Consider the following 26,653-nt stretch of genomic DNA (forward strand, 5'->3'; position numbering starts at 1 on the left):
TCCCCTCCCCCCCCCCCTCCCCCCCACCCCCCCCCCCCCCCCCCCCCCCCCCCCCCCCCCCCCCCCCCCCCCCCCCCCCCCGGGCCCGCGAGAGGCCCCCGGTCGTCGGCGGGGGCTCCGGTTTCCCGCCCCCTCACCGACCCTCCGGCGCCCACTCTGCCAAGCGCCGGAGCGCCGCGCATTGGCCTGGCGTGCACAGTGTCTTGACGGAGAGTCGCCCCGCCGCCCGTGCCCCGGGGCCGGCTCTTGTTGCGCGGGCCGCCACGGCCGGTGTAAACCCGTGATCATGCTGCCCGAGAGAACGTTCCGCAGCGCGGAACTGGCGCCCGCCGACCGTTTCGAGAGCTGGCGGGCGCTGATGTCGGAGACGCATGCGCCCATGGAGATGCGCAGTGAGCACGCCGCCGACTTCTGGGTGAACCAGCGCGTCATCTCGCTCGGCGGGATCACGGTCTATCCGATGGAATGCAATCCCCTGACCTTCCAGCGCACACCGAAGCTGATAGCGAGGTCGGACCCCGAGGCGTTCCACCTCTCGCTGATCAAACGCGGGGCGGGAGCGGTAACGCTGGGCAAGGACACCGTGGTGCACGGTGTGTTCGACATCCACACCAGTGACACGTCACGGCCGTTCGAGATCAGTTCCGGCCCGCATTCCGTCGAGATCATCGGGGTCGAGGTGCCCAAGGCGCTGCTGCCGCTGCCCCCGCACACCGCTGGCCGGGTCATCGGCAAGCGCATCTCGGCCCGGGAGGGAATGGGGGCCCTGCTGGCCACCTTCCTCGGCCAGGTGACCAAGGACAGCCGGTCCTACCGGCCGGCCGAGGGCCCGCGCCTGAGCGGCGTACTGGCCGATCTCGTCGCCTCGCTCTTTGCCGGCGTCCTCGAAGCGGACCGGTCCTTGACCCCGGAGACGCACCGGCGCGCCCTGGCGCTCCGCGTGATGGCCTTCATCCGGGACAACGCCGACGATCCGCTGCTGGACGTCCCCGCGATCGCCGCCGCCCACCACATCTCCGTCAGCTATCTCCACCGGGTGTTCCAGCAGGAGGGGGACGGGACGACCGTCGCGGCCTTCCTTCAGGGCCAGCGGCTCGCGCGGGCACGCCAGGACCTGGCTGACCCGCTGCACCAGGAGGTGCCCGTGCACGTCATCGGCGCCCGGCGGGGCTTCCGGCACGCGTCCGCGTTCAGCCGGGCGTTCCGCGAGGCCTACGGCCTGCCGCCCGCGGCCTTCCGCGGGCAGGCCCGGGCGGAAGAGACGGCCTAGCCCCGACGGGGTCGGGTGGGTGCCGGGGTGTCCCCGCAGGGTGCCGAACGCAACGACACCGCACGGCGCGCCACCCCGCCACGTTCGGCGACCGAGGAGGCACCCCGGCGCGCGGCCGGCCCCGTCGGCCCCCGGCCGACCGGCCCCGCCCGCAGGCCGCCTACCGCCCCGCCCCGGAGGGGCGACACGCAGCGACACGCCCGGCCCCGCCCGAACGGCACCGGTAGGGTCCGGCGCGTGCCGAACCACGCCTCGCGCCGGAACCTGCTCGCCGCAGCCGCCATGGTCGCCGTCACGGCCGCCGGGGCGGCTTCCGCCGTGGGGGGCTCCCGCCACACCCCCGACGACTCACGGCCGCCGGGCCGCCGCCCCGGCCGGGCGCGGCTGCGCGCCCTCGTGGGCCGGATGAGCCTCGACGAGAAGGTCGGGCAGCTCTTCGTCTCACGGGCCTACGGGCATTCGGCGACCGACCCCGACCCGGCGGACGCCGAGCAGAACCTGGCGGCGTTCGGGGTGCGCACCGCCGCCGAGCTGGTCGCCCGCTACCACCTCGGCGGGATCATCTACTTCGCCTGGGCCCACAACACCCGCGCCCCGCAGCAGATCGCCGCGCTCTCGGTCGGCCTCCAGCAGTCCGCCCTCACCACCGGTGCCCGGATCCCCCTGCTGCTCTCCACCGACCAGGAGCACGGCGCCGTCGCCCGGATCGGCAAGCCCGCGACCCTGCTCCCGGGGGCGATGGCGCTCGGTGCGGCCGGCTCCACCGCCCACGCCCTGCGGGCGGCGCGCGTCGCGGGCTCCGAGCTGGCCGCCATGGGCATCCGGCAGGACTACGCGCCGGTGGCCGACGTGAACGTCAACCCGGCCAATCCGGTGATCGGCGTACGGTCCTTCGGCTCCGACCCGCACGCCGTGGCGGAGCTGGTCGCCGCCCAGGTCCGCGGCTACCAGGGGGCCGGGGTCGCCGCCACCGCCAAGCACTTCCCGGGCCACGGGGACACCGAGACCGACAGTCATGTCGGGCTGCCGGTGATGCGGCACACCCGGGCCGTGTGGGAGGAGCTGGACGAGCCGCCCTTCCGGGCCGCGGTGGAGGCGGGCGTGGACGCCATCATGACGGCGCACATCGTCTTCCCCGCGCTCGATCCCTCGGGGGACCCGGCGACCCTCTCCCGGCCGATCGTCACCGGTCTGCTGCGCGAACGCCTCGGCTTCGAGGGGGCGGTGGTCACCGACGCACTGGACATGGCCGGGGTCCGCCAGAAGTACGGGAACGACCGCGTCCCGGTCCTGGCCCTGCTGGCGGGCTGCGACCAGCTGCTGAACCCGCCGGACCTGGCCCTCGCGCACCGCAGCGTGAAGGCCGCCGTGGAGTCGGGCGAGCTGACGGAGGCGCGCGTCGAGGAATCGGTCCTGCGGATCCTGGAACTGAAGGCCCGCCGGGGGCTGTTCGACGAGGCCTACACCACGGGCCGCGAGGTGGACGCCGCCGTGGGCGTGCAGCGGCATCTCGACGCCGCCGACGCGATCGCGGCCGCCACGACGACCCTGCTGGCCGATCCCGGCGGGCTGGTGCCGTTCGATGCGACGGCCGGACCACGCCTGCTGGTCACCGGGGCGGACCCGGTCTCCCCCACGGGTACGACCGGACCCCCTACGGCCGTACTGGCCCGGGAGCTGACCGCCCTGGGCTGCCGGGCCACGGCGGTGCCGCCGGCCCGCGCCGTGGCCGCCGCGGCCGGTCACGCGGCGGTGCTGGTGTGCACGTACAACGTCCCGGAGGGCGAGAGTCCGCAGCGCACGCTGGTGGCGGACCTGATCGCCACCGGGGTCCCGGTCGTCTCGCTGGCGGTCCGCAACCCGTACGACCCGGCCCGGTTGCCGGCCTGCGCGGTGGAGCTGGCGACGTACTCCTGGACGGACGTGGAGATGCGGGCGGCGGCCCGGGTGCTCACCGGGGCGCTGCGGCCCGCCGGCCGCCTCCCCGTCCCGGTCCCGGGCCGCTACCCGCTGGGCCACGGGCTGACGCGCTGATCGCTCAGGCGCCGGCCCGCGGCCCGCGTGTCCGGGCTCCCGGTCGGGGCTCCCGGTCAGGGCTTCCGGTCGGGGCTCCCGGCTACGGCCGCAGCTGCGGCTCACGCTCCAGGTCACGCTGGTCGAGCTGGGCGTCGGGCGCCGCCAGCGGCGCCGCCTTCCCCGCGTCGGCGAGCGCGGCGGCCGGGGCCACCCCGGCCCACTGCAGGATCTTCGAGGTGGCGAGCGCCTTCTCGCCGTCCATCAGCTTGGCGACGTTCGCCCCGTGGTTGGCCCCCGGCGCGATCATCACGTAGCTGTCGCGCACGTTGTAGCCGAGGTGGAACGGCTCGGCGCCCCACGGGTCGTTCTGCCCGTAGACGAAGAGCATCTGGTGGGCGTTGTCGCGCACCCAGCGGTCCACGTCCGCCATCACCCCCGGCTGGAAGGTCATGGGGATGTCGCGGGGCACGAAGTTGCGCGGCGGCTGGTAGCCGTAGCGGCTCAGGCCCCTCAGGTGCGGCTGCTTGATGTCCGGGGAGCCGAGCTGCGTACCCGCCTGGTAGTAGTACGGCGTGTACGTCTCCAGTCCCTGGTCGGCGTAGGCCGAGAAGCCGGAGATCGCGTCGATGCTGTCCCAGATCTCCTGGTCGCTCGCGGTGGCGGCGGCCGGGACGGAGGCGCAGTCGGCGAGCAGGCTGTACTGCCAGAAGGCCCACACGTAGTCGAGCACGACGGCCTCGTAGGCCTTGTCGAGGTCGCCGACGGTGGTGAAGGTCCAGCCGTTCTCGGCGGCGGCGACCGCGTACTTGGCCTCCAGCGGCACGCGGCGCACCAGGGCCTCGCGCTGGACGGCGTTCAGCTTGTCGCGGCACTCCTTGGTGCCGACCTTGGCGAAGAACCGGTCGTAGGCCGAGTCCTCGTTGTTGACGACGTCGTTGGGCGCGACGTACGCGACGACACCGTCCATGTCGCGCGGGTAGAAGCGCTCGTAGTACGTCGCCGTCATGCCGCCCTTGCTGGCGCCCGTGGCCAGCCAGTTCTTCTTGTAGATCTTCTTCAGGGCGGTGAAGAGGCGGTGCTGGTCACTGGCGGCCTGCCAGATGTCCAGGTTGGACCAGTTGGCCGGGTCGGGCCGGGAGGGGGTGAAGAATCGATACTCCAGGGACACCTGGTTGCCGTCGACGATGGCCGTCGGCTCACTGCGGCGCGGGCTGGTGTTGACGTTGTAGCCGGAGGTGAAGAACACCGACGGCCGCGACACGTCCTTGTGCAGCAGGGTCAGGCGCTGCTTGAAGGTGCCCTTCCACGGCTGCCGGTGGTCCACCGGCTGCTCGTAGTTCAGTACGAAGAAGCGGTAGCCGGGGTACGGCTTCTCCTCGATCAGGCTCATCCCGGGAATGCCGAGGATCTGGTCCTTGATGTCCGTGGCGGCCGCGGGCTGCGCGGCTGTGGCCGCTTGAGCCGTGGAGCCCGCCGCGCCCATGGTGCCGATGAGCACCACGAGCGACAGCAGCCATCCGAGCGTCTTGCGCATTCACCCTCCCCTTGAGTTCACTTCGGTCGCCGTGAACCTAGCCGGGCCAACGCACTACTGACCAGACCTAGTTGGGCCTGTCCGTCAGCACAGGATCCAGCCGGAATCCGCGGATCCGGCCCCCACGCTCCCCTTTACATACACGCAGCGGTTGATCGCGCCCACGGTGACAGGTCCGGCATATCTGGTGAATCGCCCGGCATCGCGCACCGGGGCGCCGCCGCGCGGCTGAATGCTCACCGCCATCCGGCGCCGCTCGCCGGAGACCCGCGCCACGGTCATCGCGCAGGCCTGGTTGCGGCTCTTGTAGACGCGCACCTCGCCCGTCTCGAACGCCACCGTCCGGGCCAGCCGGCCCCCGCAGCCCTCGGTCGCCGCCTGCGCCGCCGGCGGCGTGCACAGCCCGCCCACCGAGAGCCACAGCGCCGCCGTGAACACCCCCGGGGAAACGGCCCTGCGGCCGCGCCTCCTCCACCCCTGCAACACCCTGTCCCCCGATCGGTTGCACGTACTGCGCGCGCACGCACGTACGACGCCCGAACCCCCCGGATGGTTGCCACGCGCAAGGGCCCGGCCCGCCGGAACCGGCCACCCTCCCTCGTACGGGTGCATCCGCCACCCCCCGGCGCAGCAGCGGGAGTTCGCACACAGGGCGGCAATTACGCTAGGTGATCCACGCCCCGCTCGCCGTGACCACAGCCGTGGCTGCAGCCGTGAAAGGCCATGAGATGACGAACGACCTGCTCGACCGCAAGCTGGCGCGCGCGTTCACACACCTGGACGCCGACAGGAGCGGCGTGATCGACGCCGACGACATCATTGCGCTCGGCTCCCGGCTGCTGACGGCCCTCGCGGAGCCGGCCGGCTCGCCCAGGGCGGAGCTGGTGATGGGCGGGCTGGCCGACTTCTGGCAGGACCTGTTCACCGAGCTGGACATCGACCGGGACGGCAAGGTCACGCCCGAGGAGTACAAGCAGGGCATGACCCGCCTGTACGCGCAGGGCGGTCCCGCCTACGACCGCTCGTTCCGCCCGATGATGAGCGCGATCCTGACGATCGTCGACACCGACGGCGACGGGCTCATCAGCCCGCAGGAGTTCCACCGGGCGCAGGAGGCCTTCGACACGCGGCTGAGCCCCGCCGACAGCGAGGCACTCTTCCGCCGCATCGACACCAACGGGGACGGCTGCCTCAGCGTCGACGAACTGCTCGCCGCGGTACGCGAGTACTACACCGGCACCGACGAGGACGCCCCGGGGAACCTGCTCTTCGGCGAGTTCTGATCCCGGGGCGTCCCCTGACAGGCGGTCCGCTCAGGCCGCGGCGCGCTCGTCCTCGCCGACGAAGGTGCGCCACAGTTCGGCGTACCGGCCGCCGCGCGCCAGGAGTTCGGTGTGGGTGCCGTCCTCCACGACCCGGCCGCGGTCCATGACCACGACCCGGTCGGCGCGCGCCGCGGTGGTCAGCCGGTGCGCGACCACCAGGGTGGTGCGCTTGCCCGCGAGCCGGTCCGTCGCCTGGTTGACCTGGGCCTCGGTGGCCAGGTCGAGGGCGGCGGTGGCCTCGTCGAGGAGCAGCACGTCCGGGTCGACGAGTTCGGCCCGGGCCAGTGCGATCAGCTGGCGCTGGCCCGCGGAGAGGTTGCGGCCGCGCTCGGCGACGGTGTGCAGATAGCCGCCGTCGAGGGTGGCGACCATGTCGTGGGCGCCGACCGCGCGGGCGGCGGCCTCCACCTCGGCATCGCTCGCGCCCGGCCGTCCGTAGGCGATGGCGTCGCGGACGGTCCCCGGGAAGAGGTAGGCCTCCTGGGGAACGACGCCCAGACGGTGGCGGTACGCCGTCAGGTCCAGATCGCGCAGGTCGGCGCCGTCGGCGGTGACCCGGCCGGAGGTCGGATCGTAGAACCGGGCCACCATCTTGACCAGCGTGGACTTCCCGGCTCCGGTCTCGCCGACGAAGGCGACGGTCTGCCCGGCGGGTATCCGCAGGCTGATCCCGGCCAGGGCCTCGCCCTTCTCACCCCGCTCCTCGGCCGTCCCGTACTGGAAGCGGACGTCCTCGAAGGCGATCTCCCCGCCCAGCGATTCCAGTGCGCGCGGCCGCTCGGGCAGCGGCGTGGTGGTGGGCTCGCGCAGCAGCCCCTGGATGCGGCCGAGGGCGACCGTGGCCTGCTGGTAGCCGTCGAAGACCTGGGAGAGCTGCTGGACGGGCGCGAAGAACAGGTCGATGTAGAGCAGGTACGCGACCAGCGCGCCGGTGGTGAGCGTCCCCGCCTCCACCCGGCCCGCGCCGACGATCAGCACGGCGGCCGAGGCGCCCGAGGACAGCAGCTGCACGAAGGGGAAGTAGACGGATATCAGCCACTGGCCGCGGACCCGGGCCTCGCGGTACGAGTGGCTGCGCTCGGCGAAGCGCTTGGCGCCCGAGCCCTCGCGGCGGAAGGCCTGGACGATGCGCAGGCCCGAGACGGACTCCTGGAGGTCGGCGTTGACCAGGCTGACCCGGTCGCGGGCGAGCTCGTAGGCGGCGACCGACCTGCGGCGGAACACGATCGTGCCGACGACCAGGACGGGCAGCGTCGCGAAGACGATCAGCGCGAGCTCGACGTCCAGGACGAGCAGCGCGATCAGGATGCCGAAGAAGGTGAAGACGGAGACCACGGCGGTGACGAGCCCGGTCTGCAGGAAGGAGCTCAGCGAGTCCACGTCGGTGGTCATCCGGGTCATGATCTTGCCGGTCAGCTCGCGCTCGTAGTAGTCGAGGCCGAGTCGCTGGAGCTGGGCGAAGATCTTGACGCGCAGGGCGTACAGCACGCGCTCGCCGGTACGGCCCGTCATGCGGGTCTCGGCGAACTGCGCGGCCCACTGGGCGACGACGACCGCGAGCGCGAGCCCGGCGGCCACCCAGACGGCGCCGAGCACGGCCTGCTCCACGCCCTGGTCGATGCCGTGCCGGATCAGGATCGGCAGCAGCAGTCCGGCCCCGGCGTCCGCGGCGACGAGGCCGAGGCTGATGGCGAGCGGCGCCCAGAACCCGCGGAGCAGGCGGCGCAGGCCGTAGCTCTCCTCGGCGGACGCGGCGCGCCTCTCGTCCACCTCGGGCAGATCGTCGGCCGGCGGCAGCGCGGCCACCTGCGCGAGCAGTTCGGGGGTGGCGGGCATGCCGGAGACGGACCCGGCCATGGAATGCCCGGCTCCGGGCGCGCCCCCAGCGGCGGCGGGGGCGGCGCCGGGAGCGGCGGCGGCCGTGCCCCCGGGCTCGTCCTGGCGGCGCCAGAGCTCGGGGGTGACCCCGCCCGCGACCCGGCGCTTGGCGTTGACGGGCTCCGAGTCGATCTCGGCCTCGAGCTCGATGCCGCGTTCGAGGTCCTGGTCGAGCTCGCGCTCGAACTCGGTCATCACCCGGGCGTCCGGGGTCCGCGGCGAGGCGGCGCCGAGCGCGTCCGGGTCGGTGAGCAGCCTGCGGTAGAGCGCGGACCGGCTCTCCAGCTGCTCGTGCGTCCCGATGTCGGCGAGCCGCCCGCGGTCGAGTACGGCGATCCGGTCGGCCAGCGCGAGCGTGGAGCGGCGGTGGGCGATCAGCAGGGTGGTCCGGCCCGCCATGACGGAGCGCAGGGCCTCGTGGATCTCGTGCTCGACGCGGGCGTCCACGGCGGAGGTGGCGTCGTCGAGGAGCAGCAGCCGGGGGTCGGTGAGGATGGCGCGGGCGAGGGCGATGCGCTGGCGCTGGCCGCCGGAGAGGGTGAGCCCCTGCTCGCCGACCTTGGTGTCGTACCCGGCGGGCAGCGCCTGGATGAACCCCTCGGCCTGGGCGGCGCGGGCGGCGGCCTCGATCTGTTCCCCGGTGGCGCCGGGGTGCCCGTAGGCGATGTTGGCGCGGATGGTGTCGGAGAAGAGGAAGGAGTCCTCGGGGACCAGGCCGATCGCGCCGCGCAGGGAGTCGTACGTCAGCTCGCGTACGTCGTGGCCGCCGACGCGGACGGCGCCGCCGTCGGCGTCGTAGAACCGGGGCAGCAGGAGCGCGACGGTGGACTTGCCGCTGCCCGAGGACCCGACGACGGCGACGGTCTCGCCCTGCGCCACGGAGAGCGAGAACCCGTCGAGGACGGGCCGCTCGGGGTCGTAGCCGAAGCGGACGTCGTCGAACTCGACGGTGGCGGGCGCGTCGGCGGGCAGCTCGTGGGTGCCCTCGTGGATCTCGGGCTCGGTGTCGATGAGCTCGAACACGCGCTCCACGCCGGCCCGGGCCTGCTGTCCGACGGTGAGGACCATGGCGAGCATGCGGACGGGTCCGACGAGCTGGGCGAGGTAGGTGGAGAAGGCGACGAAGGTGCCGAGGGTGACCTGGCCGTTGGTGGCCATCCAGCCGCCGAGGGCCAGCATGGCGACCTGGGCGAGCGCGGGGACGGCCTGGAGGGCCGGGGTGTAACGCGAGTTGAGCCGGATGGTCCGCATCCGCCCGGCGAACAGCCGGCGGCCGGCTTCGCGCAGCTTGCCGGTCTCCTGCTCCTCCTGGCCGAAGCCCTTGACGACGCGGACGCCGGTCACCGCCCCGTCGACGACGGTCGCCACGGCGGCGGCCTGGCCCTGGGCCCACCAGGTGGCGGGGAAGAGCTTCTTGCGGCTGCGCTTGGCTATGAACCACAGGGCGGGGGCCATGAGCAGGGCGACGAGGGTCAGCAGCGGCGAGAGCCAGAGCATGATCCCGAGGGACATCCCGAAGAGCAGGAAGTTCCCGATCGTCATGGGCAGCATGAAGAGCAGGCCCTGGATCAGCTGGAGGTCGCTGGTGGCGCGGCCGACGACCTGACCGGTGTTCAGCTCGTCCTGGCGCCGTCCGTCGAGGCGGGCGATCGTGTCGTACATGTCGGTGCGCAGGTCGTGCTGCACGTCGAGGGCGAGCCGCCCGCCGTAGTACCTGCGTATGTAGGTGAACACGTACACGAGCAGGGCCGCGGCTATGAGCATGCCGGCCCAGGGCGCCATGGGCTTGGTCCGGTCCCCGATGACGTCATCGATGATCACCTTGGTGACCAGCGGCACGACCGCCATGACGGCCATACCGGCCAGCGAGGAGCCGAGCGCGAGCAGCACATTGGTCCTGTACCGCCAGGTGTAGGCGGCCAGCCGCTTGCCCCAGCCCTGTTTCTCCCCAGCCGCTGTCTCTGCCGCCGCCACGTGAGGCCTCCCCGTTCGTCCTGTCCTGCCGGAAGCGCCAACGCTCCGACCGGCGGATTTCATCCCGCCGCAACAATCGCACTGCCGTACGGCCGGGGCGCGCGGACCGCGTCCGACCGGGGTGGGGAGGCGGTGGGAAGCCGGTGGGGAGCCGGTGGGGAGCTGGTGGGGAGCTGGTGGGCAAGCGGTGCGGAAGCGGCGGGGAGGCATGGCGGAATGCGGGACCGGCCCTTGTCAAGTCCCGATATTCCGGATCTGTGAGGGAGAGGGGGCGCTGCCGATGCTGGAAGTCGGGCGCCCGCCGATCGCGGTGGCGCAGCGAAGGGATCGAGGACCATGTCCACTCACCACGAACACCCGACCAGCGGCACCTTCGTGCAACGCACGGTCCGCACCGTCGTCCCGTACGTCACCGCGTTCCTGATCGCACTGCTCGCGGCGAAGATCGTCGGCCTGCTGACCGAGAACCCGTGGGCCCGGCTGGGGACGGCGCTGGGGGTGGCCGTGGTCAGCCTCCTCCTCCACACCTACGAGGACGAGGACGGCACGCATGGTGACTGACGGCTGAAGGCCCGGTCACCCTCAGCACCCGCAATCGTGGCGGCCCTGGCCGAGGTGCCGGTCAGGGGGTGGGGAGCGGCTTCACCACGGGAGGCTTCTCCAGCGGCTTGTTCTCGCAGCCGAGGGCTTCGGTGACGCGGCGGGTCATGAGGTAGGTGAGGGCCGTCTGCCGATCCTTGGCCGCCTGGTCGATGTCCGTCCGCCCGATATTGACCGTGTACGAGCCCCTCGCGTACAGCCATGCCGCTTTCGACGGCTCGGCGAGATCACCGGGCATGTCGCACTGGACGAACAGCTTCGTAAGGAAATAGTCGCTCTCGCCGAAGGCGCCGTTCACATCGAACCGGCCTCCGTCGGACATGGACGGTTCGACATCCTTCGAGGTGCGGGGCACCCACCCGACCTCGAACCGCGCGCGCTCGACTCCTGCCTGAGCCGTCGGCTTGTACGCGCACAAGGATGTCGACAACGTCTTCTCGCCCGAGCCGATCGCCCGCAGATCCCGCTCCAGCGCCTCCATCACACGGCTCGTGCGGTTGAAAATGTCGGTCTCCAAGCCATCTGCGCGGAGGATCCCGCGAAGGAGCACCTCCTCTTCTGAGGCAGCGCTGACAGTGCACAGGTGCTCGATCTTCGCCTCGGACCCGCCCGAGGTACACGAAGCCAGCATCATCACGGAGAGCAGGGCAGCCGTCGATCGCGCGAGGGCTTTGAGCACCTTACGGCCGGAGGTGAGCACGTGCAGCCTCCCGGCCCGTCGTGTACCCGTCGCCCGCCCCGTCCTTGGCATGCTCGAACGCGGGGTCTTGCCCCATGTGCCGCTCATCCCTCCATGCATCGAGCAACCTGTGGGTCCCCTCCAGTCCAGCCTTGTAATTGTTGCTGGACTCCTGTTTGCTCTGCTCCTCGGCCGCGTCCTTGACGCTTTCGACCCAGTCGTACTTGGCGACGTCGATCAAGGAGCCTCCGAGCGTGCTCACGACGGGGATTTCGCCGATGAGCGCGTTCCCGGCGGCAGCCGAGTACTCGGCGGTACCTTCCGCCCACTTGACCTGATCGTCCTCCTTGTCCTTGTAGACGTCGGCGCCGATGCCGTTGAGAGCGCCGTTGGCCACGCCGATGTCGTGCGCGCGGTTGTCCCAGTCGGCGCTCACCGAGTGCGGGGAGTCCGCCTTGAACGGGGCGGCGGTCGCGAGCTGTTCCGCCGAATACGCCTGCTCCGCCTCAACCAGCAGGGCGTAGGACGGGCCGTCGTCCGCGATGCCGCGCATCACGCGGATCAGGCTGCCCTGACCCACCGCGATCTGGGCCTTGTCACCCGAACCATGGATCGAGTCGCTGCCACCGATTCCACCCAGGTCGGAATTCTGACCGCCGAGGATCTCGTGTGTGTCACCGACGTAGTCGACCAGTGCCTTCGCCATCGGCTGTTGGAGGTTCTCCAGGTGCTCCGGGAACTCGTCCCCGCCCATCTCGTCGTCGAGGAGGCGGATGGCGTTGTGCATCACCCGCGCCTGGCCCTCGGTGTGCGGGCCGGGCGCGCCCAGGCTCTCGCCGTCCACGTGACCGGTGGCCGCGGCCTGGATCGCAGCACCCAGGCCGCCCGCCTTGTCCGGGTTCTCCATCTTCATGCTGCCGTATCCACCGGAGAGCCACTCGTCCTGCCACTCCCGATCGGTCAGCAGGTAGTCGAGGTGGTCGTTCTTGTTCCCGGGTGCGGCGGGGTCGAGGAAGTACTCGGCTGAACCCGGGTCCTTGGCCATGATGCCCAGCAGGCCGTCCAAGGGGTCGAAGACCAGGTTCGGGCGGGCCGCGTCGTAGGCGTGGTTGTACATGTACGGCTTCGACTTCTCGGCCTCGATGATGCCGTTGCCGATGTCGTTGAGGAACTGCTTGCCGTAGCCGTTGCCGTTCCCCATAAGGGTCACGAGGGCCTGGTACCCGTACGTCGGCCTCGCGCCCTTGGCGACGAGCTCGGGGCCCTGCTCCTTGAGCCCGTCGACGAACGGCTTGTAGGCGTAGCTGTTCGGGTCCTTGGTGCCCGAGGCTATGGTGCCCGCGAGGCCGGAGTTGATCGACTCGTAGAGCTTCTTGTCGGGCGCCGACGCACCGCGGTCGTTGGCCGCCAGGTTCATCTGGTCCGCCAGCAGCAGGGTGTCCTTCGCGCCCAGCGAGTTCAGGTACGCCTCGCCGAAGTGCGCGTCCCCGGAGTTCTGTTTGAGGACGTCGTTGTAGTGCCGCAGTTCCTCCGGCGAGGCCTTGCCGTCACGAATCTTCTGGGTGAGGGCCAGCGCCTCCACGGCCTCGACGTCGTTGACGGGCTTCGAGTTGAAGCCGAACATCGCCGTGCCGTCCGCGCCCGACGCGTTGAGCAGGGCGACCTTGACGTCCTCGTCGAACTCCGTGACCGCCTTGACCGTGTCCGAGATCTTGCTCGTCCAGGACCGCTCGATCTCCGGGAGGTCGGGATCGTGGCGGATCGCGTTCACGGAGGCCGGGTCGGCCTTGCTGAAGTCGTAGCTCGCGATGCCGGCGTCCGACACCTTCATGCCGGCGGTCTTGGCGTCCGCCACGGCCGACACCACCCGGCCCTTGAGGTCGGTCAGCCGGGAGTGCGCGTCACGGAGCAGGGACTCCATGGCCAGCGCTTCCTTCTGAGCCGCCGCGAACTCCTGGCGCGTCATGGAGGACTGGGTGGCGGCGGCCTGCTGGCTGGAGCCCAGCCAGCCGTTGCCCGAGGAGACGCTCTGCACCTCGTCCTTGTAGACGTCCTCCATCGTCTTGAACTGCGTCGCCATGGCCTTCCAGCCGTCGGCGGCGGTGGTGAGCGCGGAGAGGTCCGTCTGCATGACTTCGGTGTAGTTCGGCACGGCTCTCCCTAGATTCCGGTGACTTTGGACTGCACGGGCTGGAAGCTGCTGCCCGTCAGCTGATCGGTTCCGGAGAGCAGGTTCGAAGCCCCGCGCAGCCCCGTCTTCTCCGAGTTCAGGCGCCCCATCAGGCGCTTCACCTGGTCGTCCCAGTGCGTGTGCGCCTTCGACAGGCCTGCCGCCGTCGCCCAGCCGCTGAAGGCCTTGACCGCGTTCTTGGTGGGCTCGTCGGCCGCGTCCGCTGCCTTCGTGGTGCCGGGCTGCAGGACGTTCTCGATGGTGTTGGCCGCCTTCTTCTTCTCGGGCGGGGTGATCGCCAACACCCCGTACCCGGCACCGGCGCCCGGCGCCGGGGAGCCGCCCTGGTCGGCGGGGAGCTGGTTCAACCGCATCTGCGGCGACGGGTCGGCGGACCCGGCGGCCTGCTTGTGCCGGCCCCATTCTTCCTCGAACGACACTGCTCCCCCTCGCGCTCCGGCCACGTCCTGACCGCGACCACCCTAGGCGGCCCGCGGACAGTGCTAGACGTGCGTCGGAGCGAACATCCTCAGTTTGGCCGGAATGATCAGGACGGAGGGGCCCGAAGTCGCGAGTGCCTTCTTGAGGTCGGCGGTCAGGGACTCCGGGGTGGTGGTGGAGGCCGGGACGCCGAAGGACCGCGCCAGGGCCACGAAGTCGGGGCCGGCCAGCTGGGTTCCGGTGCCGCAGCCGTACTCGCGCAGGATGCCGTAGCCGCCGTCGTCCACGATCAGCCAGGTGACGTCGAGGTCGTGCTGCTCGGCCGTCGCCAGGTCCGCGACGGAGTACATCGCGCCGCCGTCGCCGGACACCGCCAGCACCGGGGTGCCCGGTTCCGCGACGCACGCGCCGAGGGCCGCCGGGAAGGCGTAGCCGAGGCCGCCCGCGCCCTGCGCCGAGTGCATGGTGTTGGGGTGCTTGGGGTCGAAGGCGGACCAGGCCCAGTAGGACAGGATCGTCATGTCCCAGAAGGACGGGGAGCGGGCCGGGAGGGCGGCCCGGATCGAGCCGAGGAGTTCCTGTTCGAGGGCCACGTCCTGGGTGGCGAGGCGGGCGGCGATGTCCGCGAGGAGCAGGCGGACGCGCTCCGGGGCGGTCGGGTCCGCGCGCTCGGACACCGTCTCCAGCAGGGCCTGCAGCGCCAGGCGGGCGTCCGCGTGGATGCCGAGGCCGGCGTGGTTCGACTCCAGCTTGCCGAGGTCCGCCTCGATCTGGACGACCCTGCCCGTCGGGAAGAACGTGTGGTAGTTCGACGAGAGCTCACCGAGCCCCGAGCCGACCACCAGCAGGACGTCCGCGTCCTCCAGGAAGTCCGTCATGTGGCGGTCCTCCAGCCAGGACTGGAGGGAGAGCGGATGGGTCCACGGGAAGGCGCCCTTGCCGCCGAAAGTGGTGACGACCGGTGCGTTCAGGCGCTCGGCGAGCTGCCTGAGCTTGCCGGCCGCGTCGGAGCGGACGACACCGCCGCCCGCGATGATCACCGGGCGGATGGCGTTCTCCAGCCAGTGGGCGGCGAGCGCCGTGAGCTCGGGCCTCGGGGCCAGCTCGTGCGGGGTCGCGTCCACGCCCGTGACCTGCGGGATGACGGTCTCGGCCCGCAGCACGTCCTCGGGGATCTCGACGAACACCGGGCCGTGCGGGGCGGTCAGGGCCGACTCCCAGGCCTCCGCGATCACGGAGGGGATCTGGGAGGGCGTGCGGACCGTGTGGACGGACTTCACCACGTCCCGGAAGGAAGCCGACTGCTCCCGCAGCTCGTGCAGGTGCCCGCGCCGCCCGCCGCCCAGGCCCGCCACCGGGACCTGGGAAGAGATCGCGAGGACCGGGGCGGAGGCGGCCGCCGCCTCCGCCAGGGCGGGCAGCGCCATCAGCGCGCCCGGGCCGGTGGAGAGCAGCAGCGGCACGGCCTCGCCCGTGATCCTGCCGTAGGCGTCGGCCGCGAAGGCCGCGTTGTTCTCCGTACGCAGCCCCACGAGGCGCAGGTCGGAGCGGCCGACCGCGTCGAAGAGGGCGAGCGCGTGCTGGCCGGGCAGGCCGAAGACGGTGTTCGCGCCGAGCGAGCGCAGCGTTTCCACGACCAGGTCCCCGCCCGTCCGCCCCGGCGGCGGCGCGAGCGCCGCGGCCTTCTGGGCTTCGGTGGGACGGAGTACCAGGTCGTGGTCGTGCGTCACTTCGCTTACTTGCCCTTCGCCTGCGCGATCTGTCGCGACATGATCGTGGTCAGCTCGTACGCGGTGTGCGAGGCCGCGACCGAGGTGATCTCGGCGTGATCGTACGCCGGGGCGACCTCGACGACGTCGGCGGAAACGAGGTTGCAGGAGGACAGGCCGCGGATGATCTCCAGCAGCTCGCGGGAGGTCATGCCGCCCGCCTCCGGGGTGCCGGTGCCGGGCGCGTGCGCCGGGTCGAGCACGTCGATGTCGATGGAGATGTACAGCGGGCGGTCGCCGATGCGCTGGCGCAGCTGGTCGGCGACCTCGTCGGCGCCGCGGCGGTAGACGTCGGCCGAGGTGACGATGCCGAAGCCCATCTTGGCGTCGTCGTCCAGGTCCTGCTTGCCGTACAGCGGGCCGCGGGTACCGACGTGGGAGAGCGCCTCGGTGTCGAGGATGCCCTCCTCGACGGCGCGGCGGAACGGGGTGCCGTGGGTGTACTCGGCGCCGAAGTAGGTGTCCCAGGTGTCCAGGTGCGCGTCGAAGTGGAGCAGTGCGACCGGGCCGTGCTTCTTCGCGACGGAGCGGAGCAGCGGCAGGGCGATGGTGTGGTCGCCGCCCAGGGTCATCAGGCGGGAGCCCGCGCCGAGCAGCTCGTCGGCGGCGGCCTCGACCGTCTCGACGGCCTCGTTGATGTTGAAGGGGTTCACGGCGATGTCACCGGCGTCGGCGACCTGGGCGAGCGCGAACGGGGAGGCGTCCTGGGCCGGGTTGTACGGGCGCAGCAGGCGCGAGGCCTCGCGGATGGCGTTGCCGCCGAAGCGGGCGCCGGGGCGGTAGGACACGCCGGAGTCGAAGGGCACGCCGACGACGGCGACGTCGGCGGAGCCGACCTCGTCGAGGCGGGGCAGACGGGCGAAGGTCGCCGGGCCCGCGTAGCGCGGGATGCGGGAGGAGTCGACGGGGCCGCGCGGCTGCGTGCTCATGGCTGTGCCTCTTTCTCTGGCCTGACGTGTGCGGTACTTCGAGCGTAAGCGGGCCACCCGGGGGTGGGGAGTGTACGTTTCATCCATCTGGTGGCATTACAAATGTACGGAGTATCCATGCCCGGGCCTTCTCGCGATCCCCGCGATCTCCGCGATCCGGAGTACGGCAGCGGCCCCGCCGGGGAGCCGCTCACCCCGCCGGTCCCCCTCGCCGCGCTGCTCGGCGACCGGGAGCTCGGCCTGCGCCACCTGGCCGGGCCGGCCACCGCCGGGGTGCACGGGGTGCACGCCTCCGAGATGCCCGACCCCTCCCCGTACCTGCTCGGCGGCGAGCTGCTGCTGACCGCCGGGGCCGGTCCCGCCGACGACCCCGACGGGTACGTGGCCCGGCTGGCCGGGGCGGGGGCGGCCGCGCTCGGCTTCGGCGTGGCCCCGGTGCACGAGGAGGTCCCGGCCGCACTGGCCGAGGCCTGCGCCCGGCACGGGCTGCCGCTGCTGGAGGTCCCGCCGCGGACCCCCTTCTCGGCGGTCGCCCGCGCGGTGGGGCGGCTGATGGCGGAGGCCCGCACCCGGGAGCTGCGCCGGGTCACCGAGGCCCAGCAGGCCCTGGCGGCGGCCGCGGCGCGCCCCGACCCGGTCCCGGCGGTGCTGGCCCGGCTCGCGGCGAGCCTGGGCGGGTCGGTCGCGCTGTGGCCGGCCGGCCGGGCGGCGGGCCCGGAGCTGCCGGCTCCGGCCCGGGAGGCCCTGTCGGCGCTGCTGGCCCGGGTCGGCCGCGAGGGCGGGCCCGCCACCGCCACCGACCGGGCGGGCGGACACCACCTGGCCGCCTACGCCCTGGCCGGGCGGGCCGCGCTGGGCACCGCGACCCCGGCCCGCGCACCCGGCGACCACACCGTGGCCTCGGTGGCCGCCGTCCTGCTGACCCTCCTCACCGCCGAGCGGCCCGCCGGGGCGGAGGCGGCGGCCCTGACCCGGCTGCTGCTCGACGGGAATCCGGCCGCGGCCCTGACGGCCGGGCCCTGGTACGCCGTCCACGCCCGCGGATCCGGGGCTCCGCAGGCCCTCGCGGCCGCGCTGGGCACCGTACTGCTGGACCCGTACGAGGGCGGCGTACGGCTGCTCACGGACCGGGAGCCCGCCGTGCAGCCCGGCTGGCGGCTCGGGGTGAGCGCCCCGGCCGCGCCTTCCGCCCTGGCCACGGCCGACGCCCAGGCCGCGCGGGCCCTCCAGCGCGCGGAGGCGGCCCGTACTCCGCTGGCCCGCCACACCGACCCCGGCTTCGCGGGCCTGGTCGGCGAGGCCGAGGCGCGCGCCCACGCCGAGGCCCTGCTGGGGCCGCTCTCCCCCGCCCTGCGGGAGACCCTGCGCGGCTGGCTGGCCCACCACGGCAACTGGGACCGCACGGCCGCGGCCCTGGGCGTCCACCGCAACACCGTCCGCCAGCGCGTCGGCCGCGCCGCCGAGCTGCTGGACCGGGACCTGGACGACCCGGACGTGCGGATGGAGCTGTGGTTCGCGCTGCGCGTCGCCGACGGCTGAGGGCTCCGCCGGGACCACCGCCGGGGTCGCCGCCTGAGGCCGGGGGTGAGCCACCCCACCCTTTCTTCCGCGTCTCCACTCTGGACAGCCAGTTTAACTGGCCGGTAACTTATCCTGAGCAAGCGCTTAGGCATGGCGGCGGACCGCCGCGACCGAAGGGAGCCGGCTGTGCGCCGTACCGTTTTCAACGAGGACCACGAGGCATTCCGCGAGACCATCCGCGCCTTCATCGAGGCCGAGGTCGTCCCGGTCTACGACGAGTGGTTCGCAGCCGGTCAGGCGCCGCGCGACTTCTACTACAAGCTCGGCGAGCTGGGCGTCTTTGGGATCAACGTGCCCGAGGAGTTCGGCGGCGCGGGCCTGGACACCCACAAGTTCGAGGCCGTCCTCTACGAAGAGACCTCCCGTGCGGGCGTCAACTTCGGCGGCTCCGGCGTGCATGTGCTGCTCGCCCTCCCCTACATCAAGATGCTGGCCGACACCGAGCAGAAGAAGCGCTTCCTGCCGAAGTTCGTCTCCGGCGAGGAGATGTGGGCCCTCGCGATGACCGAGCCGGGCACCGGCTCCGACGTCGCGGGCATGAAGACCACCGCCAAGCTCTCCGAGGACGGCACCCACTACGTCCTCAACGGCTCCAAGACCTTCATCACCGGTGGCGTCCACGCCGACCGTGTGATCGTCTGCGCCCGCACCTCCGCCCCGAGCGAGGACGACCGCCGCTTCGGCATCTCCCTCTTCGCCGTGGACACCAAGTCCGAGGGCTACTCCATCGGCCGCAAGCTCGACAAGCTGGGCCTGAAGACCTCCGACACCGCCGAGCTGGCGTTCGTCGACGTGAAGGTCCCGGTCGAGGACCTGCTCGGCGAGGAGGGCAAGGGCTTCTACTACCTCGGCCACAACCTGGCCTCCGAGCGCTGGGGCATCGCCTTCGGCGCGTACGCCCAGGCCGCCGCGGCCGTCCGGTTCGCCCAGCAGTACGTCACGGAGCGCACCGTCTTCGGCAAGCCCGTCGCGCACTTCCAGAACACCAAGTTCGAGCTGGCCGCCTGCCAGGCCGAGGTGGACGCCGCGCAGGCCGTCGCCGACCGCGCCCTGGAGGCCCTGGACGCCGGCGAGCTGACGCCCGCCGAGGCCGCCTCCGCGAAGCTGTTCTGCACCGAGGTCGCGCACCGCGTGATCGACCGCTGCCTCCAGCTGCACGGCGGCTACGGCTACATGAACGAGTACCCGATCGCCCGCCTGTACGCCGACAACCGCGTGAACCGCATCTACGGCGGCACCAGCGAGATCATGAAGTCAATCATCGCCAAGTCCATGGGCCTGTAAAGGGATTCGGGCACCTACCCTTCCCCCATGAACGACGCACTGACGACGCTCCTCGATCTGCTCGACCTGGAGCAGATCGAGGAGAACATCTTCCGCGGTACCAGCCGTCCTTCGCTGGTACCGCGCGTCTTCGGCGGTCAGGTCGCGGCCCAGGCTCTGGTCGCGGCCGGCCGGACCGTCCCCGCGGACCGCATCGCGCACTCGCTGCACTCCTACTTCCTGCGCACCGGGGACACCTCCGCGCCCATCGTCTACTCGGTGGACCGGATCCGCGACGGGCGCTCCTTCACCACGCGCCGGGTCGTCGCCGTCCAGCACGGCCAGCCGATCTTCCACCTCTCCGCGTCCTTCCAGACATACGAGGACGGCCTCGACCACCAGGTCGCCATGCCGTCCGCCCCGGACCCGGAGTCCCTGCCCACCGCGGCCGAGTCGCTGCCCGCGTACCGCGAGATCTTCCGCGACCCCGGCACCGTGGAGCGGCTGATCGAGACGCGGGAGGCGGTGGACCTGCGCTACGCGACGACCCCGCCCTGGGGCAGCGTCGGCGAGCCGGTGGAACCGCGCTCGCAGGTGTGGTTCCGTACGGCCGGCAAGCTGGACAGCGCCGATCCGCTGCTGCACACGTGCCTGGCCACCTACGTCTCCGACATGACCCTGCTGGACTCGGTACTGCTCGCGCACGGGCGGGGCGGCTGGGCGGTGGGTGACGTGGTCGGTGCCTCGCTGGACCACGCCATGTGGTTCCACCGGCCCTTCCGGGCGGACGAGTGGCTGCTGTACGACCAGGAGTCGCCCTCGGCGGCCGCGGGCCGGGGCCTCGGCCAGGCCCGCATCTGGACGCAGGACGGCCGGCTGGCCGTGACGGTCATCCAGGAGGGTGTCGTACGCGTCCCGCGTGCGTGAGGTCCGCCCAGCAGCTCAATCCCACCAGAATCCCCAGTGGTTGCTGCCGGTGACCGCCTCGTCGGCGTAGGCGCGGATGCTGCCGGAGCCCTGCCAGACGTTGTCGGGCGAGAAGGCGAAGTGCTCCGCGGCGACGGGGAGCGCGCGGGCGAGCGTACGCGGCGGGGCCGCCACGGACACGTGGAGCTCGTCGAAGCCGAGGGCGATGACGCGGGCGCCGAAACGGTCCTCCCAGGAGCGCAGGACCGCGCTGATGAGGGCGGTGTCGTTCTCGTGGTTGGTCGGTCCGCACCAGCCCATCGCGGCCGGTACGTCGGCCCCGCGGCCCGCGGGGACCAGCGCGAGCCGCGGGCTCGGCAGGAAACCGCTCGCGATCAGCGCGTCCGCGAGCCCACAGGCGACGGCGTCCGGATCCGGCCCGTCCTCCGGCTGGGCGAGCCCGGGCCAGTCCCGGCCGAAGGGAGCGATGAGCTCCTCCCCTTCCTCGCCCTCCTCGGGGTCGGGCACGACCGCGCCCCAGAACTCGCGCAGCACCGGCTCGACGTGATGGTCGTCGGGGTCGGACATCCGCTCCGGCGAGAACTCCCGCTCCTGCCACCACCGTTCCAGCCCGCGCCGCCCCTGGAACAGCACGGCCTGCAGCCCGGCGGCGGCGAGCGCGGGACTCCGGTGGGCGGCGAGCGCCCCGACCCCCACGGCCTCGTCGGACACCCACAGCAACGGCTGGGGCCCCTTCCACCACCCCCGCCGGCCGGGCCTGTCGATGAGCGCACCGGGCGGCAACTCCAGCCCGAGGGACCTCCCTTGGGGATCCTCGGCCAGGACGGACAGCGGGTTGTACGTCTTCGCGGGCTTCGACATACGGCGACCGTAACCACGGGCACTGACAACCGGTGCCGACAGGTTGAACAGGAGTTGCAGAGCTCCCCGTTGCGGGGCCCGGCTGGTCCGAAGCCTCTGTCCGTCGACATCACTCGTACGCACCGAGAGGGAATACGCGAGAAGCCCCCGGCCGGATGCTCCCGGCCGGGGCTTCTCCGCGTCCGGCGCGCTACGCGCCCAGCAGGCCCGCCGCGTCCAGTACGTACGCCACCATCGGGTCGTAGAAGCGCGGGTCGCGGACGTGGTCGTCCAGGGGGATCGTCACCTGGAGGGTGCCTTCCGCCTCGCCTATGAACAGGGCCGGGTCGTTGCAGTCCGCGTAGCCCACCGCGTCCAGGCCGCGCTGGGCCGCGCAGCCCGCCCAGCCGTGGTCGGCCACGACCAGGTCCGGCAGCGGGCGGTTCTCGGCCGCGAGGCCGTCCAGGATCGCGGCCATCGGCTCCGGCGAGTGGGTGTGCCACAGCGTCGCGCCCCGCTCCAGGACCGCGACGTCGGCGAACTGCCACACCGAGCCCTCGTCCGCCACCAGGCCCTGCGGGATCACGACGATCTCGCAGCCCGCCGCCCGCAGGGCCGCCGCCGTGGCGCGGTGGACGTCCAGGAGGCCGCCCGGGTGGCCGGTGGCGAAGAGCACGCTCTGCCGGTCCAGCGCCGCCTTGCGCAGCCGCGCCGCCAGCCGGTCGAGGCCGGCCACCGTCAGTTCGGGGTCGATGGTGTCCTGGCCGAAGCGGAACTCGGGGTCGTCCACGACGCCGCACCGCTCCGCCATCACCGCGAGCACGTCCTGCTCGTCGGTCCAGCGGTCACCCAGTTCCAGGCCCAGCCAGTAGTGCCGGTCGCCGTTGGCGAGCTTCCGGTAGTGGCTCAGGTTGTTGTCCCGCGGCGTGGCGACCTGCCCCGCGATCCGGGTCCGGACCAGGTGATCGATGAGTTCGGCGCGGGTGGGAACGGGCGTCTCTATCGGCTTCGGCATACGGGCCATTCTGCCGCCGCCGGGGCGGAGGCGGCGCGTCCATTCCGGTCGGCGGACGCCGCGGCTCATGCCGACAGCGCCCCGAACGCACCGTGCGCGAGGCGCCGCAGCAGCGATTCCACCGCCTCGCGCCCCAAGGCCGCCAGGTGCGGGGTGGAGTTGAGCAGGCCGAAGACCGCGTGCACGGCGACCCGTACCTCCGCCTCGACGACGTCCGGGTGCAGTTCCCGTACGACCTCCACCCACAGCTCCACGTACTGGCGCTGCAGCTGGCGTACGAGCTTGCGGTCGGCGTCCCGGAGCCGGTCGAGCTCGCGGTCGTGCAGGGTGATCAGCGCCCGGTCGTCGAGCGCGAAGTCGATGTGGCCGTCGATGAGGGAGGACAGCACCCGGGCCGGATCGCCCGCCGCCTGGGCCACGCGGTGCCGGCCGCCGGTCAGCAGCCGCTCGCTGATGCCGACGAGCAGTTCGGCGAGCATGGCGTCCTTGCCCGCGAAGTGCCGGTACAGGCCGGGGCCGCTGATCCCCACCGCGGCCCCTATCTCGTCGACGCCCACGCCGTGGAATCCACGCGCGGCGAAGAGGCGAGCGGCCTCACTGAGGATCTGCTCGCGACGGGTGGGTGCGGCCGCTCTGGTGCTCATGGGAAACCATTCTAGACAGGGCCGTTAGCGGTCGTTAACCTGAGTCCCACAAGCGTTAACGCTCATTAACCGCGTGGAACGAGCAAGGGAGCTCGACCGATGCAGCAGGCACCAGTGCTGACGAGCGCCGCGGACCCGGCGTCCGAGGCCTGGCGGACCAACGAGGCCGCCCACCGCGAGCTGACCGAGGGCCTTCGGGCCCGGCTCGACGCGGCCCGGCTCGGCGGCGGCGAGAAGGCCCGAGCCCGCCACACCGCCCGCGGGAAGCTCCTCCCCCGCGACCGCGTGGACACCCTCCTCGACCCGGGGTCACCCTTCCTGGAGCTGGCCCCGCTGGCCGCCGAGGGCATGTACGGGGGCGCGGCCCCCGCCGCCGGGGTCATCGCGGGCATCGGCCGGGTCAGCGGCCGCGAGTGCGTGATCGTCGCGAACGACGCCACCGTCAAGGGCGGCACGTACTACCCGATGACCGTCAAGAAGCACCTCCGTGCCCAGGAGGTGGCGCTGGAGAACCGTCTCCCCTGCCTCTACCTGGTCGACTCGGGCGGTGCCTTCCTCCCCATGCAGGACGAGGTCTTCCCCGACCGGGAGCACTTCGGCCGCATCTTCTACAACCAGGCCCGCATGTCCGGGGCCGGCATCCCGCAGATCGCCGCCGTCCTCGGCTCCTGCACGGCCGGCGGGGCGTACGTGCCGGCCATGAGTGACGAGGCCGTCATCGTCCGCAACCAGGGCACGATCTTCCTCGGCGGCCCGCCGCTGGTGAAGGCCGCCACCGGTGAGGTGGTCACGGCCGAGGAGCTCGGCGGCGGCGAGGTCCACTCCCGGATCTCCGGCGTGACCGACCACCTCGCGGAGGACGACGCGCACGCGCTGCGGATCGTACGGAACATCGTGGCGACCCTGCCCGAGCGCGGGGCCCTGCCCTGGTCGGTCGAGGCTCCGGAAGAGCCCAAGGTGGACCCGTACGGGCTGTACGGCGCGGTCCCGGTCGACTCGCGCACCCCGTACGACGCCCGCGAGATCATCGCGCGGATCGTGGACGGGTCCCGCTTCCAGGAGTTCAAGTCCGAGTTCGGGCAGACCCTGGTCACCGGCTTCGCCCGGATCCACGGGCACCCGGTCGGCATCATCGCCAACAACGGCATCCTGTTCGCCGAGTCCGCGCAGAAGGGCGCGCACTTCATCGAGCTGTGCGACCAGCGCGGCATCCCGCTCCTCTTCCTCCAGAACATCTCCGGCTTCATGGTCGGCAAGGACTACGAGGCCGGCGGCATCGCCAAGCACGGCGCCAAGATGGTGACGGCGGTGGCCTGCACCCGGGTGCCGAAGCTGACGGTGGTGGTCGGCGGCTCGTACGGCGCCGGCAACTACTCGATGTGCGGCCGGGCGTACTCGCCCCGCTTCCTGTGGATGTGGCCCAACGCCAAGATCTCCGTGATGGGCGGCGAGCAGGCGGCCTCGGTGCTCGCGACGGTCAAGCGCGACCAGATCGAGGGCGCGGGCCAGGAGTGGGCCGCCGAGGACGAGGAGGCCTTCAAGGCTCCGGTCCGCGCGCAGTACGAGGAGCAGGGCAACGCCTACTACGCCACCGCGCGGCTGTGGGACGACGGGGTCATCGACCCGATGGAAACCCGGCAGGTGCTGGGACTGGCCCTGACCGCGTGCGCGAACGCCCCGCTGGGCGACTCGGGCTTCGGCATCTTCCGTATGTGACGTGAGGACCTCACTGATGTTCAGCACTGTTCTGGTGGCGAACCGGGGCGAGATCGCGGTCCGGGTCATCCGCACCCTGCGGCAGCTCGGCATCCGCTCCGTGGCCGTCTTCAGCGACGCCGACGCGGACGCCCGCCATGTCCGGGAGGCCGACACGGCCGTCCGGATCGGCCCGGCCGCGGCCGCCGAGAGCTATCTGTCGGTGGAGCGGCTGCTGGATGCCGCGAAGCGGACGGGCGCCGAGGCCGTCCACCCCGGCTACGGCTTCCTCGCCGAGAACGCGGCCTTCGCGCAGGCCTGCGCCGACGCCGGCCTCGCCTTCATCGGGCCGCCGGCGAGCGCCATCAACCTGATGGGCGACAAGATCCGCGCCAAGGAGACCGTGAAGGCGGCGGGCGTGCCCGTGGTCCCCGGCTCCTCGGGCAGCGGCCTGACCGACGCCGAACTGGTCGCCGCCGCGGCGGAGATCGGTATGCCCGTGCTGCTCAAGCCCTCGGCGGGCGGCGGCGGCAAGGGCATGCGCCTGGTGCGTGACGAGGCGGTGCTGGCCGAGGAGATCGCGGCGGCCCGCCGCGAGGCGCGGTCCTCCTTCGGCGATGACACCCTGCTGGTCGAGCGGTGGGTGGACCGGCCGCGGCACATCGAGATCCAGGTGCTGGCGGACGCCCACGGGAACGTGGTGCACCTGGGCGAGCGCGAGTGCTCGCTGCAGCGCCGGCACCAGAAGGTGATCGAGGAGGCCCCCTCGGTCCTGCTCGACGAGAAGACCCGGGCGGCGATGGGTGCGGCGGCGGTCGACGCGGCCCGCTCCTGCGGGTACGTCGGCGCGGGCACGGTGGAGTTCATCGTCCCGGGCGGCGACCCCTCCTCCTACTACTTCATGGAGATGAACACCCGCCTCCAGGTCGAGCACCCGGTGACGGAGCTGATCACCGGGCTGGACCTGGTGGAGCAGCAGCTGCGCGTCGCCGCGGGCGCGCCCCTCGGCTTCACGCAGTCCGAGGTGACGCTGACCGGGCACGCCATCGAGGCCCGCGTCTGCGCGGAGGACCCGGCGCGCGGGTTCCTGCCGTCGGGCGGCACGGTGCTGGCCCTGTCCGAGCCCTCGGGCGGTGCGGTACGCACGGACTCCGGCCTGACGTCGGGCGTGCCGGTGGGTTCCACGTACGACCCGATGCTGTCGAAGGTCATCGTCCACGGCCCGGACCGGCCCACCGCCCTGCGCATGCTGCGGGCGGCGCTGGCCGACACCGTGATCCTGGGCGTCCAGACCAATGCCGGTTTCCTGCGGAGGCTGCTGGCCCACCCCGATGTGGTCTCGGGCGACCTGGACACGGGGCTGGTCGAGCGCGACCTGCCGTCCCTCCTGCCGGAGGGGGTTCCGGACGAGGTGTACGCCACTGCAGCCCTGCTGGCGCAGGGTCCCCGGGCTCTGCCCGGACCCGCGCCTCAAACGCCGGCGAGGCTGGATCGGTGGGTCGACCCCTTCGACGCCGGTGACGGCTGGCGCCTGGGCGGTACGCCCGCCTGGACGGTCCACCACTTCCGCTTCCCGGGCCAGGACCCTGTAACCATCGAAACGCGGCTCAGCGGGGCAAGTTCAGCCTCGCCGGCGATCGAGGCGCGGGGTCTGGGGCAGAGCCCCGGCGCACCGGCGCGAGCCCGGATCGTGGCCCGCACCACCGACACCGTCACCGTCGAACTCGACGGCGTCACCCACCGCTTCAGCCACGCCGTCTCCCCGGAGGGGACCTGGCTCGGCCGCGACGCCGACTCCTGGCACGTCCAGACGTACGACCCCGTCGTGGCCAACCTCAGTGGTGCCGGACACGGCGGCGCCGATACCCTCGCCGCCCCCATGCCCGGCACCGTCACCGTCGTCAAGGTGGCCGTCGGTGACAAGGTCGCGGCCGGGCAGAGCCTGCTCGTCGTCGAGGCCATGAAGATGGAGCACGTCATCTCCGCCCCGCACGCCGGCACCGTCACCGAGCTCGACGTGACCCCCGGCAGCACGGTCGCCATGGACCAGATCCTGGCCGTCGTCACCCCCGACGAGGACGAGGAGGGGGCCGCGTGAACAGG

General features: G+C 72.3%; 20 protein-coding genes. 9 read left to right on the top strand and 11 right to left on the bottom strand.

The features are described 5' to 3' along the window. Window positions 1-286: 286 nt before the first annotated feature. Window positions 287-1,270 (top strand): AraC family transcriptional regulator, encoded by a 984-nt coding sequence (locus tag ACZ573_RS35430; protein WP_471312504.1) that lies wholly within the window; start codon window positions 287-289, stop codon window positions 1,268-1,270. Window positions 1,271-1,552: 282 nt separating this feature from the next. Further along, a complete protein-coding gene (locus tag ACZ573_RS35435) occupies window positions 1,553-3,304 on the top strand; it encodes a glycoside hydrolase family 3 protein (RefSeq protein WP_471312604.1) in 1,752 nt (583 codons plus the stop codon). A gap of 82 nt (window positions 3,305-3,386) precedes the next feature. Here the strand turns inward: ACZ573_RS35435 and ACZ573_RS35440 are convergent, their stop codons facing one another. After that, on the bottom strand, window positions 3,387-4,820 hold the full coding sequence (locus ACZ573_RS35440; RefSeq protein ID WP_471312506.1) for an aminopeptidase: 1,434 nt from the start codon (window positions 4,818-4,820) through the stop codon (window positions 3,387-3,389). A gap of 84 nt (window positions 4,821-4,904) precedes the next feature. After that, window positions 4,905-5,258 carry a hypothetical protein gene (locus tag ACZ573_RS35445; protein ID WP_373037256.1) on the bottom strand — a complete coding sequence of 118 codons (354 nt, stop codon included), beginning with the start codon at window positions 5,256-5,258 and terminating at the stop codon, window positions 4,905-4,907. A 290-nt stretch (window positions 5,259-5,548) separates the two neighbouring features. Here ACZ573_RS35445 and ACZ573_RS35450 point away from each other — a divergent pair, with 290 nt between their 5' ends. Beyond that, window positions 5,549-6,103 carry an EF-hand domain-containing protein gene (locus ACZ573_RS35450; protein ID WP_471312509.1) on the top strand — a complete coding sequence of 185 codons (555 nt, stop codon included), beginning with the start codon at window positions 5,549-5,551 and terminating at the stop codon, window positions 6,101-6,103. A gap of 30 nt (window positions 6,104-6,133) precedes the next feature. On the opposite strand, the gene ACZ573_RS35455 is transcribed toward ACZ573_RS35450, so the two are convergent. Further along, the gene (locus ACZ573_RS35455) at window positions 6,134-9,997 is read right to left on the bottom strand and encodes an ABC transporter ATP-binding protein (RefSeq protein ID WP_471312511.1); all 3,864 of its coding nucleotides are present in this window, start codon (window positions 9,995-9,997) and stop codon (window positions 6,134-6,136) included. Window positions 9,998-10,333: 336 nt separating this feature from the next. Here ACZ573_RS35455 and ACZ573_RS35460 point away from each other — a divergent pair, with 336 nt between their 5' ends. Next, complete coding sequence (locus tag ACZ573_RS35460) at window positions 10,334-10,558, top strand: hypothetical protein (protein WP_471312513.1); 225 nt, start codon at window positions 10,334-10,336, stop codon at window positions 10,556-10,558. 61 nt (window positions 10,559-10,619) lie between these two features. On the opposite strand, the gene ACZ573_RS35465 is transcribed toward ACZ573_RS35460, so the two are convergent. The 5 genes from ACZ573_RS35465 to speB all read right to left on the bottom strand — a co-directional run bounded on the left by ACZ573_RS35465 (window position 10,620) and on the right by speB (window position 16,585). After that, window positions 10,620-11,297 carry a hypothetical protein gene (locus tag ACZ573_RS35465; RefSeq protein ID WP_471312516.1) on the bottom strand — a complete coding sequence of 226 codons (678 nt, stop codon included), beginning with the start codon at window positions 11,295-11,297 and terminating at the stop codon, window positions 10,620-10,622. After that, complete coding sequence (locus ACZ573_RS35470) at window positions 11,278-13,428, bottom strand: hypothetical protein (protein ID WP_471312518.1); 2,151 nt, start codon at window positions 13,426-13,428, stop codon at window positions 11,278-11,280. The genes ACZ573_RS35465 and ACZ573_RS35470 overlap by 20 nt, the downstream gene beginning before the upstream one ends. Window positions 13,429-13,436: 8 nt before the next feature. After that, on the bottom strand, window positions 13,437-13,886 hold the full coding sequence (locus ACZ573_RS35475; protein ID WP_471312520.1) for a hypothetical protein: 450 nt from the start codon (window positions 13,884-13,886) through the stop codon (window positions 13,437-13,439). Between the two features lie 63 nt (window positions 13,887-13,949). Next, the gene (locus ACZ573_RS35480; protein ID WP_471312522.1) at window positions 13,950-15,617 is read right to left on the bottom strand and encodes a thiamine pyrophosphate-binding protein; all 1,668 of its coding nucleotides are present in this window, start codon (window positions 15,615-15,617) and stop codon (window positions 13,950-13,952) included. A gap of 5 nt (window positions 15,618-15,622) precedes the next feature. Continuing rightward, complete coding sequence (speB, locus tag ACZ573_RS35485) at window positions 15,623-16,585, bottom strand: agmatinase (RefSeq protein WP_030013156.1); 963 nt, start codon at window positions 16,583-16,585, stop codon at window positions 15,623-15,625. Between the two features lie 117 nt (window positions 16,586-16,702). On the opposite strand from speB, the gene ACZ573_RS35490 reads away from it, so the two are divergent. The 3 genes from ACZ573_RS35490 (at window position 16,703) to tesB (ending at window position 20,356) form a co-directional block, all read left to right on the top strand. Further along, a complete protein-coding gene (locus tag ACZ573_RS35490; protein ID WP_471312524.1) occupies window positions 16,703-18,124 on the top strand; it encodes a PucR family transcriptional regulator in 1,422 nt (473 codons plus the stop codon). A gap of 168 nt (window positions 18,125-18,292) precedes the next feature. Further along, the gene (locus ACZ573_RS35495) at window positions 18,293-19,450 is read left to right on the top strand and encodes an acyl-CoA dehydrogenase family protein (RefSeq protein WP_301370989.1); all 1,158 of its coding nucleotides are present in this window, start codon (window positions 18,293-18,295) and stop codon (window positions 19,448-19,450) included. 27 nt (window positions 19,451-19,477) lie between these two features. Continuing rightward, entirely contained in the window at window positions 19,478-20,356 is an 879-nt protein-coding gene (tesB, locus tag ACZ573_RS35500) for an acyl-CoA thioesterase II (RefSeq protein ID WP_030716081.1), read from the top strand. Between the two features lie 15 nt (window positions 20,357-20,371). Here the strand turns inward: tesB and ACZ573_RS35505 are convergent, their stop codons facing one another. The 3 genes from ACZ573_RS35505 to ACZ573_RS35515 form a co-directional block, all read right to left on the bottom strand. Continuing rightward, window positions 20,372-21,217 (bottom strand): DUF4253 domain-containing protein, encoded by an 846-nt coding sequence (locus ACZ573_RS35505; RefSeq protein WP_471312527.1) that lies wholly within the window; start codon window positions 21,215-21,217, stop codon window positions 20,372-20,374. A 190-nt stretch (window positions 21,218-21,407) separates the two neighbouring features. Beyond that, window positions 21,408-22,220 (bottom strand): phosphatase, encoded by an 813-nt coding sequence (locus ACZ573_RS35510; protein WP_471312529.1) that lies wholly within the window; start codon window positions 22,218-22,220, stop codon window positions 21,408-21,410. A 56-nt stretch (window positions 22,221-22,276) separates the two neighbouring features. Then, entirely contained in the window at window positions 22,277-22,855 is a 579-nt protein-coding gene (locus tag ACZ573_RS35515) for an SACE_7040 family transcriptional regulator (RefSeq protein ID WP_471312531.1), read from the bottom strand. A gap of 99 nt (window positions 22,856-22,954) precedes the next feature. Here ACZ573_RS35515 and ACZ573_RS35520 point away from each other — a divergent pair, with 99 nt between their 5' ends. After that, window positions 22,955-24,571, top strand: coding sequence for a carboxyl transferase domain-containing protein (locus ACZ573_RS35520; protein ID WP_471312533.1), 1,617 nt, complete (start codon window positions 22,955-22,957; stop codon window positions 24,569-24,571). Window positions 24,572-24,587: 16 nt separating this feature from the next. Then, window positions 24,588-26,648 carry an acetyl/propionyl/methylcrotonyl-CoA carboxylase subunit alpha gene (locus ACZ573_RS35525; protein WP_471312535.1) on the top strand — a complete coding sequence of 687 codons (2,061 nt, stop codon included), beginning with the start codon at window positions 24,588-24,590 and terminating at the stop codon, window positions 26,646-26,648. Window positions 26,649-26,653: the final 5 nt, after the last annotated feature.

It is taken from the genome of Streptomyces sp. NPDC040545 (assembly GCF_055595065.1).

Coding starts and splice junctions, on each gene's coding strand:
- ACZ573_RS35430 (WP_471312504.1), top strand. CDS start 287: ATGCTGCCCGAGAGAACGTTCCGCAGCGCGGAACTGGCGCCCGCCGAC.
- ACZ573_RS35435 (WP_471312604.1), top strand. CDS start 1,553: ATGGTCGCCGTCACGGCCGCCGGGGCGGCTTCCGCCGTGGGGGGCTCC.
- ACZ573_RS35440 (WP_471312506.1), bottom strand. CDS start 4,820: ATGCGCAAGACGCTCGGATGGCTGCTGTCGCTCGTGGTGCTCATCGGC.
- ACZ573_RS35450 (WP_471312509.1), top strand. CDS start 5,549: ATGACGAACGACCTGCTCGACCGCAAGCTGGCGCGCGCGTTCACACAC.
- ACZ573_RS35460 (WP_471312513.1), top strand. CDS start 10,334: ATGTCCACTCACCACGAACACCCGACCAGCGGCACCTTCGTGCAACGC.
- speB (WP_030013156.1), bottom strand. CDS start 16,585: ATGAGCACGCAGCCGCGCGGCCCCGTCGACTCCTCCCGCATCCCGCGC.
- ACZ573_RS35490 (WP_471312524.1), top strand. CDS start 16,703: ATGCCCGGGCCTTCTCGCGATCCCCGCGATCTCCGCGATCCGGAGTAC.
- tesB (WP_030716081.1), top strand. CDS start 19,478: ATGAACGACGCACTGACGACGCTCCTCGATCTGCTCGACCTGGAGCAG.
- ACZ573_RS35505 (WP_471312527.1), bottom strand. CDS start 21,217: ATGTCGAAGCCCGCGAAGACGTACAACCCGCTGTCCGTCCTGGCCGAG.
- ACZ573_RS35510 (WP_471312529.1), bottom strand. CDS start 22,220: ATGGCCCGTATGCCGAAGCCGATAGAGACGCCCGTTCCCACCCGCGCC.
- ACZ573_RS35515 (WP_471312531.1), bottom strand. CDS start 22,855: ATGAGCACCAGAGCGGCCGCACCCACCCGTCGCGAGCAGATCCTCAGT.
- ACZ573_RS35520 (WP_471312533.1), top strand. CDS start 22,955: ATGCAGCAGGCACCAGTGCTGACGAGCGCCGCGGACCCGGCGTCCGAG.
- ACZ573_RS35525 (WP_471312535.1), top strand. CDS start 24,588: ATGTTCAGCACTGTTCTGGTGGCGAACCGGGGCGAGATCGCGGTCCGG.